This window comes from Sphingomonas sp. NFX23, from assembly GCF_049887795.1.
Classification (GTDB): domain Bacteria; phylum Pseudomonadota; class Alphaproteobacteria; order Sphingomonadales; family Sphingomonadaceae; genus Sphingomonas.
Map to the genome: position 1 here is coordinate 287,179 of NZ_JAGEKH010000006.1, position 10,084 is coordinate 297,262.

Consider the following 10,084-nt stretch of genomic DNA (forward strand, 5'->3'; position numbering starts at 1 on the left):
CCGATGATCGAGGGCCTGGAGATCGTCCGTCACCCGCGCGCACGCCGCGCGCGACTGTCAATCGATCCCGCGAGTGGCCGGGCAAGGCTCGTCCTTCCCAAGCGCGCAGCGTTGAAGCAGGCGCTGGCGTGGGCGGAAGACAAGGCGGGCTGGATCGCCGAACAGCGCGCGCTTCTCCCCCAGCCGCGCCCGTTCGTGCCCGGCGCGGTCCTTGCCGTCGCCGACGAGCCCCTGACGATCGAGTGGACGCCGGGCAGCCGCCGAACCGTGGTCCGCGAAGGCTCGGTCCTGTCGTTGTCCGGTCCGCCCGAAACCATCGCCCGTCGCGTCGAAGCATGGCTCAAACGCACCGCGCTCGCCGTGCTGGAGACCGAGACCGCCGAATACGCCGCCAAGGCGAAGGTCAGCGTCGCGCAGGTCGCGGTCGGCGATGCCAAGGGCCGCTGGGGAAGCTGCGCGCCGAGCGGGATCATCCGCTACAGCTGGCGGCTGATCCTCGCACCAAGCTGGGTCCGTCGCGCCACCGTCGCGCACGAAGTCGCGCACCGCGTCCACATGAACCACGCGCCGGTCTTCCACGCACTCGTGGAGCAATTGTACGGCGAAGACCCGACGCCCGCGCGCGTCTGGCTACGCACGCACGGCGCGGAGCTTCACTGGTTCGGACGCTCTTCCTGATCGCTCTGGAAGCGCTGCGTCTGCACCTGGTCGCGTGGCACATCGCGTTGGAGAGGTTGCCGGCCAGCCGGTGACGGCTCACGCCGCTCACGCCCGGTGACCCGGTCGATCCAATCCTGGTTCATCTGCTGTGGAGGCGGAGCAGGTGCCACCTCGGGCTGATCCGCATCGGGCCGCGGGATCGTGTCGCCGGTCTGCGCGTCGGTCGGCACCGGCGGCTGGCCTTGCTCGATCGGATTGCCGTCCGCGTCGACCGCCATCTGGCCATTGTCTGGCTGGCCAAAATAGCTCTCCTCGTCGGGCTCGAGCTGCCATTCGGGTAGCGTGACCTTCGTATCGAACTGCTCGATCGGACGGTTGGCTGTCGCAGGCTTCATGAACGCCGCCCATGCCTTTGCCGGCGCGGTGCCGCCATGCAGGCCGGCGATCGGCTTGGCGTCGTCGCGGCCCATCCACACGCCGGTCGTGATGCCGCTGGAGAAGCCGAGGAACCAGCCGTCCTTCGATGCGGTGGTGGTGCCGGTCTTGCCCGCGACTGGGCGGCCGATCTGCGCAGCGCGCCCGGTGCCGGTGTTGACCGCGGTCTGCAACAGGTCGGTCATCTCGGCGGCGACATAGGGTGCGACGAGCACGTGGCTGCGGTCGACCTCGTGCGTGTAGATCGTCTGGCCGTTAGCGGTCACGCGCGTGATCCCGTACGGAGTCACCGCAACGCCCTTGTTGGCGACCGAAGCAAACGCGCGCGTCATGTCGATCACGCGGACCTCAGACGTGCCGAGCACCATCGACGGATGGACGTTGACCGGGGTGGTGATCCCGAACCGCCGCGCCATGTCGGCGACCGTGTTGAAGCCGACCTCCTGCCCGAGTTTGGCGGCGACGGTGTTGAGCGAATAGGCGAATGCGGTCCGCAACGAGACCGCGCCGGAATTGCGCCGCGAATCGTTGCGTGGGCTCCAGCCGTTGATCGTGACGGGTTCGTCGACGATCGAGTCCTCAGGCTTGTGGCCAGCCTCGAGCGCGGCGAGGTACACGAACAGCTTGAACGACGAGCCCGGCTGGCGGACCGCCTGTGTCGCGCGGTTGTAGATCGACGAGACGTAATCCTTGCCGCCGACCATCGCGCGGACCTCGCCGCCACGATCGAGCGCGACCAGCGCGCCCTGTGCTCCAGGAGGCGCATTCGCGCGGATCGCGTCATCTGCCTGGCGCTGCATCGTTAGGTCGAGCGTCGTCCACACCTCGAGTGGCTCGGTCGTCTCGTCGATCAGCGTATCGAGCTGCGGCAGCGCCCAGTCGGTGAAGTACCGCACGCTGTTCTGTTTGGGCTCGGGCGCGAGTTTCAGCCCGGATACGTCGGCATCGGCAGCCTCCGACGCGGTGATCGCGCCGGTTTCCTGCATCGTCTCCAGCACCACCCCGGCGCGGCCCATTGCGGCCTCGGCATCGGCGGTCGGCGAATAGTTGGACGGCGCCTTGACGAGGCCGGCGATGACCGCAGCCTCGGCGAGGCTAAGATGATCCGCACCGTGTCCGAAGAACTTCCGCGAAGCCGCGTCGATCCCGTAGGCGCCGCCGCCATAATAGACCTTGTTCAGATACAGTTCGAGGATCTGATCCTTCGAGAACTTCCATTCGAGCGCGAACGCCAGGATGCCCTCGCGGAATTTCCGCCCGAACTTCTTCTGGTTGTTGAGGAAGACGGTACGCGCGAGCTGCTGCGTGATCGTCGATCCCCCTTGCGTCCAGTGTCCGCGATCGAACCGCACCTTCACGGAGCGCGCGATGCCGACTGGATCGACGCCGATATGCGAGCGAAAGCGCCGATCCTCGACCGACACCGTCGCGTCGCGCATCACCTTGGGGATCTGCCCGTAAGGCAGCCACTCGCCGAAGCTCGGTCCCATCGACACGATCACCGTGCCGTCGGCGGCATGGACGCGGATCATCTGGCCGTTGGGCGAGGACTTCAGGCTGTCGAAACTGGGGAGCTGCGACATCGCGATATAGACCGCGATCGCCAGCGCGCCGAGCGCGAGGACGCCGATCCCGACCATGACCTGGAGAAAGACGACCAGCCGCCGCCGCCAGCGTGACGCCGGGGGAGTTGGGGACCGACGGGACGGGGGAGCAGAACGCGTACGAGCCATGTGGCCGCAGAATTACGCGCGATGGTCCCGCCCTACAAGCGACATCAGGCCGCGACGTTCGCTTTGCGCGGCCGGAATTCGAGCGAGAGCGAGTTCATGCAATAACGCTGCCCGGTCGGCGGCGGACCGTCCGGGAAGACGTGGCCCATATGGCTGTCGCAGCGCGCGCACCGCGTCTCGATGCGGGTCATGCCGTGGCTGCGGTCGGCGTGATCGGTGACCGCGTCGGGACCGATCGGCTGGGTAAAGCTCGGCCAGCCGGAGCCGGAATCATATTTGTCGGCGCTGTCGAACAGTTCGTTGCTGCACGCCGCGCACCGATAGATGCCGTCGGCCTTGTTGTCGTTGAGGACGCCCGCAAAGGCGCGCTCGGTGCCACCTTCGCGCAGTACGTGATATTGTTCGGGGGACAGCCGCTTGCGCCATTCGGCCTCGGAAAGATTGAGTTGATTCATGGACATGCATCTCTTGCTGGCGGGTCGTGCTGGCGGGACGGATTTCAATATTGCCCCATTCTGGTTGCGTTCGCGATGACCTGGATCAGTGCGGGCCGCATGAACGGAAGCAGCCACGCGGCGCGTTCGCTTTCGGCGATGTGACGGACGATGCTCGCGATACCTATCGGGCGGGCGAGGCGGCGAGCGAACGTCTCCTGCCACTGCGCGGCGGAGGCGGCGCCGCCTTTTTCGTAGGCGCGCGCAGCCGCAACGCCGCTGGCGAGCGCGATGCCCATCCCCTCGCCAGCGAGCGAAGGGATCACGCCCGCTTGGTCGCCGAGCCGGAAGATCGCGTCGACGCCGGTGCGTTGGCGCCAGCCGTAAGGGACGTTGGCGATCGCATCGATCGACGCGGTCGGCGCGATCAGCGCGATCCATTCGCCGAGCGCGGGCATGTCTCGACCCAGCGTTTCGAGCAATTGCGCGGGCGACCCTGCCGCCTGGAGCCGCGAACGATGCACCGCCATGCACAGGTTCGCGGTGCCGTCCTCCTGCATCGCCAGCCCGGCATAGCCGCGGTCGAACAGATGCAGTTCGATGCCATCGGCGAGCGCTCGGCTGAGGGTAGGCGAGGGGGCGATCCGGACCCGTATTCCCAGTGTCGGGTCGTCGCCACGCGCGTCTTCGGGACGCGCCATGCCGCGTACGTCATGCTTGCCGCTGGCGAGGAACAGCGCGTCGGTCGCGATCGTCGCACCGTCTGCGAGCCGTGCGCTCGTCGCGTCGATCTCGCGCACGGTGATCCCGCGCTCGACCGGGGTTCCGAGCCGTTCGGCTTCCGCCAACAGCACTGTATCAAGCCGACGACGCGACACCGAGACCGCCGGATGGGGAAGGGCGGCCTCCGCACGGCGATTGCCCGCGAAAATACGGGCCCGCGTCACGCGGTCGGGGTTCAACGTGTCGGGATCGATCCCGAGTCCGTCGAGCGTCTCCAGCGTCCGCCAGCTCAGGAACCCGCCGCAGATCGCATCGCCGGTCTCACGCGATCGCTCAACGAGCAGATGCGGCCGGCCGGCACGCGCGAGGCAGATCGCGGTCGCGGCCCCGGCGAGTCCGCCGCCGACGATTAGCGCAGGCGTTCGACGCATAACCGGAACGGGAATACGCGGCGGACTTTCGCCTCGGTGATGCCGGCCTCGGCGAGCAGCGGCGGCCATTCGTCTGGGCGATAGCTGCGCGCGATCGACAGCGTGCCGTCGTGGCGGACGATCGGGTGCCAGCGCGCGATCGTCGCAAGAACCGGGAAGCCCCAATGCGCGAAGCCGTGCCGGTGGAGGTCGTTGACGAACCATCCTGCACTCGCATGTCCTTCCATGAACCGCAGGAACGCGATCAACTGGTCGTGGCTCATGTGATGCGCGACGAGGCTGCTGACGATCACGTCCCAAGGCTCGCCGGCAAGGTCGGCATAGTCGCCCGTGACGTAGCGGATGTCGCCGCCATGCGCCCGCGCCGCCTGTTCGCTGCGCGGGTTCAGGTCGACCCCGACCAGCTCCGCCTCGATACCCTTCGCCTTCGCCCAATTTGCGATCCGGCGCAGCATGTCGCCATCGCCGAACCCTACGTCGAGCAACCGGAAACTCTTCCGCCCCGCAGTCGCCCGCGCGAGAAAGTCGAGCGTCGGCCGGCGCGCCATCGTCACCGTGTTGACCGTCGCGAGATCGCCCACGACGTCGGCATAGGTCGCCGCATCGAGATCGTCGGCGTCCATCAGCTCTTCGGCCTGGCTGCGGACCGCGAGGCTCATGCGGCGCTCCGGAACCCGAAGCCCTCCGCCGCCAGCCCCGGCCCGAACGCGAGCGCCACGCCGTGCTCCACGGGCGGCCCGGCGAGCAATCGCTCGAACACGAACATCAAGGTCGCCGACGACATGTTGCCATTGTCCGCCAGCACCTGCCGCGACGCCGCCAGTGCGTCGGGGTTCAAATGCATCGCATGCTCGACCGCATCGAGGATCGATCGCCCGCCGGCATGGACCGCCCAGCCATCGATCGATTCCGGCGGCTGCCCCGCACTCACGATCGCACGGAAATCCTCGTCGGACAGCGCGGCGGCGATCCGTCCCGGCACTTCGCCCGACAAATGCATCGCAAAGCCCGCATCCGTGACGTCCCAGCGGATCAGCGTCTCGCTATCGGGCAACGACGCGGCGAACGGCGCTTCGAGCGCGAACCCGGTCGCATCCGCCGTCACCAGCGCCGCCGCGGCACCATCGCCGAATTGCAGCATCGCCAGCAGCGCCTCGATGTCGTTGGCCGGTTGCAGGTGCAGCGTGGACAGCTCCACGGTGACGACCAGCACGCGCGCGCCGGGCTCGGAGCGAACGATATGCCGCGCACTCCGCAACGCGACGATCGCCGCGTAGCACCCCATGAAGCCTATCAGCAGCCGCTCCACGCTCGACGAAAGACCAAGCCTGCGCGCGATGATCTGGTCGATCCCCGGCGCGACGAAGCCCGTGCAACTGGCCACGACCAGATGCGTGATGCCCTCGACCGCGACCTTCTCGCGCAACGCCTCGATCGCGCGGATCGCGAGGTCGGGCGCATGCTCGGCATACAGGACCATCCGCGCGCTCGTCCCCGGATGGGGTTCCGTCGCGTAGAAGCCGGCATCGTCGACCGGTGAGCCACCGTCCGCGGTCGGCGGCAATACCGACCAGCGGTGGCCGATGCCCGATCGCGACGCCATCCGGTCGAACACGCGCTCGGCTCGGGCATCGACGCGCCCTCGCGCCCAGGCGATGAACGCCGCATGGATATCGTGACCGGGAACGGCGGACCCTACGGCGTTGAGATAAGCGGACACGATACCCTTTCCTGCGATCGACGCCCAACGCATGGCACGTTCGATCGGACTATGGGACGCACGCTATATCTGTTCGTCGCAAATCGGTTTCGCGTCTGAAGCGATATGTTGGCCCTAAAGCATCCTCAACCCTAACTTGCGCGTTGCTAAAAATATACCGGTTCGTGGTTCTCATCCAAACCCAAAATGGACAGCTGGCGAGCTTATAAGACCCATAACGATTTGATTAATATAAAATAAGTTTGAATATCATACTTAGATATAGTTCTATTTGTTGACGTGCGTTTCCGCATTTAACAAATCGGCAGGACAGCACTGAGGTTTTGGCGTTTAGTTCGAAGGTTGGGGTGTCTCAGTCCGTATCTGGGGTGGTCGAGGATTGACGTGCGATAGCAGCGACAGGCTGCGGGCATGGCGGTTCCGGTCGGGGGTCGATGGTAACGGGTCGATGGCAATGGGGAGCCTTTGGTGAAAAACGAAACCGTCGTGGAATTGATCAAGGATCTGACTGCAAAATTGTCGGCCGTCGCCGAAGAATTCAACGGACGGGTCGCCAAGGCCGCGGAACCGGTGCCGGCTGGGAACGAACCGAATGATGCCGCGCTCGTCGAGCATGCGAATGCGGTGCTCGAACAACGGCGATTGCGGCGGCAGTTCCTGCCCGGCGAACTGTTCCATGAACCGGCCTGGGACATGCTCCTCGCGCTGTTCGCGTCGCGCGACGATCGTATGCCCATGAACATCAAGGCGCTGGTCAGCATGTCCGACGCACCCGTCACCACATCGCAGCGCTGGATCGAACATCTGCACAAACTGAAACTGATCGACCGCGTCACCGACCCGACCGATCGGCGCCGCGTCGAGATATCGCTGAGCTATACCGGAGATCAGCAGATGAAGGCTTATCTGCGCGCGCTTCTTCGCGACTAGCTCGATCACTACGCCTGTCACGGCCGGCCATGACGCGTCTTCTCCAGGGACGTCGTCTGGCCGGCCTTTTTGCGCCTTGACAGTATCTGCGTAAATAAAGCCACTACGGTTCTGGATTGCTCAGCAATAGAACGGCAATGACGAAAGATACCGTTTTGCTATGTGATGTAACGAACGTTCATCTGAAAACGGATGTTGTCACATTAACTATCATAGTTTGGCTTTATGATCCCATTATGATTTCGTAGTATTTGATTAAGTGGCTTCGGACAATTTGTTCCCGATCGAAGGGAACAAAATTGATTCGTCTAATGTCACAGCATGGAGGAAAGAGCGGGCGGTTTCGACGCGCTGCGGCACCTTGCCTGCTGTCCTGCATACTGAGCGCGGGATTGCCGCAGCCGTTGCTTGCCCAGACGCCAACGATAGCTACGCCGATCGGCACGCCAGCGGGTACGCCGATCGTCAATACCGCCGGCCTGCGATACGATGTCGATGGTACGGCGCAGTCGACAAGCTCGAACACCGTCACGATCATTGTCGCCGAGCGACTCGACGTGGCGCTGGTCCGCGACGGGCAGGGCGCGATCGTTGTGTCTGCGCAGCCGGTCGCCATTCCCCTCACGCTAACCAATCTCGACAATGGCGCCGAATCGTTTGTGCTGGCCGCATCCGTGTCGCCCGGCATGGCGACGTTGCGCGCGCTGGTGATCGATACCGACGGCGATGGCCTCTACGATCCTGCCAAGGACGTCGCGCCGGTCGATGGCAAGACGCCGCTCTTGTCGCCCGGCCAGTCGCTCAAGCTGCTCGCGATCCTGGTCGCGACGCCGGACGGTGGCGCCACGAACGCCGTGCTGACCGTCACCGCGCGCTCGACGACGGGATCCGGCGCGACGGGCAACGTCTATCCGAGCGCGGGTGATGGCGGTGGCGATGCGGTGGTGGGGCCGACCGGCGCCCTCGCTACCGTCTCGGTCCCGCTCGGCACCGCGCTCGCGGGCCCGGTGCTGCTCAAGAGCCAGTCGGTGCGTGCCGCCGACGGATCGCAGACCGCGGTGCGCGACGCGGTCATCACCTACACGCTGGAGGCGCGCTTCACCGATGCCGTCACCGGCGCGCGGATCGCCGACCCGATCCCTGTCGGCACCGTCTTCGTCCCCGGCAGCCTGACGCTCGACGGTGCGCCGCTTAGCGATAGCGTCGACGACGATGCCGGGCGCTTCGACCCGAGCGCCGCGCAGGGTGCCGGCGTCACCGTCGCGCTCGGCCGGGTCGCCGCCGGGTCCAGCCATACCGTCCAGTTCAAAGCCAAGATTCAATGAGGAGCAAAGCCATGATTACGCGTCCAATGACTGCCGCCGTTCTGGTCGCCACGGCCGCCGCAGCCTCCGCGGCTGCCGGTCCGTTGCAGGTCAGCAGCAGCATCCTAGTCGAGGCCCGCAGCGCCGCGGCCGACGGCACCACCCGGGTTACGCTGGTGAAGCCGACCAAGGTGACGCCGGGCGACAAGGTGATCTTCGTCCTCGCCTATCGCAACAGCGGCGCGCAGCCGCTGGCCAACGTGGTGCTCGACAACCCGTTGCCGCGCCAGATCGCCTACCGATCGGCCAATCCCGGTTCGCCCGCGCCCGACGTCTCGGTCGACGGCAAAACTTACGGTTCGCTCGCCACCCTCCGCGTCCGCAGCCCCGACGGCAGCACGCGCGCGGCGAGCCCCAACGATGTCACCAGCGTCCGGTGGCGCCTCGCAAGTCCGTTAGCGGCGGGTTCGCAGGGCCAGTTCGCGTTCCAGGCCGTCCTCAAATGATCCGGCCGATCTCTCTCTCCACACCCGACCAAAACCATCACAGAAGGAAGACCTAACGATGCACGCAAAAGGGGTAATACGCACGCTGCTGGCCGGTACGGCCGCCATCGTGTCCGCAGGGACTGCAATGGCGCAGACCGCACCGGGACCGGCCGGCACCAACGCCGGCACGACGGTCACCAACACCGCGCAGGCGAGCTATTCGGTCAACGGCGTCCAGCAAACGGCGGCGTCGAACCCGGTCAGCTTCGTGGTCGATCGCAAGGTCAACCTCACAGTCACCACCAACCAGCCCGCCAACACGCAGGTCGCGATCGGCCAAGCCGGCGCGGTGACGACGTTCAAGGTGACCAACAATACCAACGGCACGCAGGATTTCCTGTTGTCGACCAGCCAGACGCCGATCCAGGGATTGTTCACGGGCGACAATTTCGACGTCAGCAATATCAAGATCTTCGTCGATGCGAACAACAACGGCACGTATGAGGTCGGCACTGATACCGCGACCTACATCAACGAACTCGCTGCCGATGCGTCGGCGGTCGTGTTCATCGTCGCGGACGTCCCCAATCAGCAGAGTGCCGCACTCGCGGGTATCACGCTGATCGCCCAGGTGGCTGCGGGTGGCGACATCGCCGCGCAGGGTGTGCCGCTGGCAGCCAGCGTCGCGCTCAACGACGATAATGTCGTAGACGTGGTCTTTGCCGATAACGACTCGGATGGTCTGGGCCTCGATACGGCACTGAATGGTCAGGGCCGCGCATCGCTCGGCTATGAGATCACCACGCGCAATGTCTCCCTGAGTGTGGCGAAGTCGCAGCTGGTACTGTCCGATCCGATCAATCAGCTCGTCGCGCCGAAGGCGATCCCAGGTGCGGTCGTGCAATATTGCCTGGTCGTCAACAACGCCACTACGGGAACGCCGGCGTCCAATGTCACGCTGACCGACATAATCCCGCCCAACACGACCTATGTCGCCAACTCGATTTCGATCGGCGCGATCGCGCTGGGTAACACCTGCTTGTTGACGGGTATCGTCGGCGGCGTTCCGCTGGCGGACAATGGTTCGGTCACCGTACCGCTGCTGAACTACACCGGTTCGTACAACACGAGCACAAAGACGGTGAGTGCGACGATTCCGACATTGCTCGGCGGGACATCGGTCGCGGCACTCTTCCGCGTGACGATCAACTAAGCTCCACGCCCTC

Annotated in this window: 10 protein-coding genes; 5 read left to right on the forward strand and 5 right to left on the reverse strand. The window is 65.4% G+C overall.

The window, feature by feature from the left end:
* Positions 1–3 precede the first annotated feature (3 nt).
* Positions 4–678, forward strand: coding sequence for a M48 family metallopeptidase (locus J4O76_RS17800; RefSeq protein ID WP_426283246.1), 675 nt, complete (start codon positions 4–6; stop codon positions 676–678).
* Here J4O76_RS17800 and J4O76_RS17805 read toward each other — a convergent pair.
* From J4O76_RS17805 to J4O76_RS17825, 5 genes are read right to left on the reverse strand one after another with little or no spacing between them, the layout of a single operon-like run.
* On the reverse strand, positions 654–2,828 hold the full coding sequence (locus J4O76_RS17805; RefSeq protein ID WP_426283248.1) for a PBP1A family penicillin-binding protein: 2,175 nt from the start codon (positions 2,826–2,828) through the stop codon (positions 654–656). The two genes, J4O76_RS17800 and J4O76_RS17805, sit on opposite strands and share 25 nt — an antisense overlap.
* 44 nt (positions 2,829–2,872) lie before the next feature.
* Entirely contained in the window at positions 2,873–3,283 is a 411-nt protein-coding gene (msrB, locus tag J4O76_RS17810; protein WP_426283250.1) for a peptide-methionine (R)-S-oxide reductase MsrB, read from the reverse strand.
* A gap of 44 nt (positions 3,284–3,327) precedes the next feature.
* A complete protein-coding gene (locus tag J4O76_RS17815) occupies positions 3,328–4,416 on the reverse strand; it encodes an NAD(P)/FAD-dependent oxidoreductase (RefSeq protein ID WP_426283252.1) in 1,089 nt (362 codons plus the stop codon).
* Positions 4,395–5,075 (reverse strand): methyltransferase domain-containing protein, encoded by a 681-nt coding sequence (locus J4O76_RS17820; protein ID WP_426283253.1) that lies wholly within the window; start codon positions 5,073–5,075, stop codon positions 4,395–4,397. The genes J4O76_RS17815 and J4O76_RS17820 overlap by 22 nt, the downstream gene beginning before the upstream one ends.
* Complete coding sequence (locus tag J4O76_RS17825) at positions 5,072–6,136, reverse strand: type III polyketide synthase (protein ID WP_426283255.1); 1,065 nt, start codon at positions 6,134–6,136, stop codon at positions 5,072–5,074. The genes J4O76_RS17820 and J4O76_RS17825 overlap by 4 nt, the downstream gene beginning before the upstream one ends.
* A 468-nt stretch (positions 6,137–6,604) precedes the next feature.
* Between J4O76_RS17825 and J4O76_RS17830 the strand changes: the two genes are divergently transcribed.
* The 4 genes from J4O76_RS17830 to J4O76_RS17845 all read left to right on the forward strand — a co-directional run bounded on the left by J4O76_RS17830 (position 6,605) and on the right by J4O76_RS17845 (position 10,071).
* Positions 6,605–7,066: a hypothetical protein gene (locus tag J4O76_RS17830; RefSeq protein WP_056488335.1), complete on the forward strand. Its 462-nt coding sequence runs from the start codon at positions 6,605–6,607 to the stop codon at positions 7,064–7,066.
* Positions 7,067–7,458: 392 nt separating this feature from the next.
* The gene (locus J4O76_RS17835) at positions 7,459–8,391 is read left to right on the forward strand and encodes a hypothetical protein (RefSeq protein WP_426283257.1); all 933 of its coding nucleotides are present in this window, start codon (positions 7,459–7,461) and stop codon (positions 8,389–8,391) included.
* Between the two features lie 11 nt (positions 8,392–8,402).
* The gene (locus J4O76_RS17840; protein WP_056064208.1) at positions 8,403–8,876 is read left to right on the forward strand and encodes a DUF11 domain-containing protein; all 474 of its coding nucleotides are present in this window, start codon (positions 8,403–8,405) and stop codon (positions 8,874–8,876) included.
* Positions 8,877–8,934: 58 nt separating this feature from the next.
* Positions 8,935–10,071, forward strand: coding sequence for a hypothetical protein (locus J4O76_RS17845; RefSeq protein ID WP_426283260.1), 1,137 nt, complete (start codon positions 8,935–8,937; stop codon positions 10,069–10,071).
* Positions 10,072–10,084: the final 13 nt, after the last annotated feature.

Excerpts from the sequence above, each read along its gene's own strand:
- J4O76_RS17800 (WP_426283246.1), top strand. The coding sequence starts at position 4 with ATGATCGAGGGCCTGGAGATCGTCCGTCACCCGCGCGCACGCCGCGCG.
- J4O76_RS17805 (WP_426283248.1), bottom strand. The coding sequence starts at position 2,828 with ATGGCTCGTACGCGTTCTGCTCCCCCGTCCCGTCGGTCCCCAACTCCC.
- msrB (WP_426283250.1), bottom strand. The coding sequence starts at position 3,283 with ATGAATCAACTCAATCTTTCCGAGGCCGAATGGCGCAAGCGGCTGTCC.
- J4O76_RS17815 (WP_426283252.1), bottom strand. The coding sequence starts at position 4,416 with ATGCGTCGAACGCCTGCGCTAATCGTCGGCGGCGGACTCGCCGGGGCC.
- J4O76_RS17820 (WP_426283253.1), bottom strand. The coding sequence starts at position 5,075 with ATGAGCCTCGCGGTCCGCAGCCAGGCCGAAGAGCTGATGGACGCCGAC.
- J4O76_RS17840 (WP_056064208.1), top strand. The coding sequence starts at position 8,403 with ATGATTACGCGTCCAATGACTGCCGCCGTTCTGGTCGCCACGGCCGCC.
- J4O76_RS17845 (WP_426283260.1), top strand. The coding sequence starts at position 8,935 with ATGCACGCAAAAGGGGTAATACGCACGCTGCTGGCCGGTACGGCCGCC.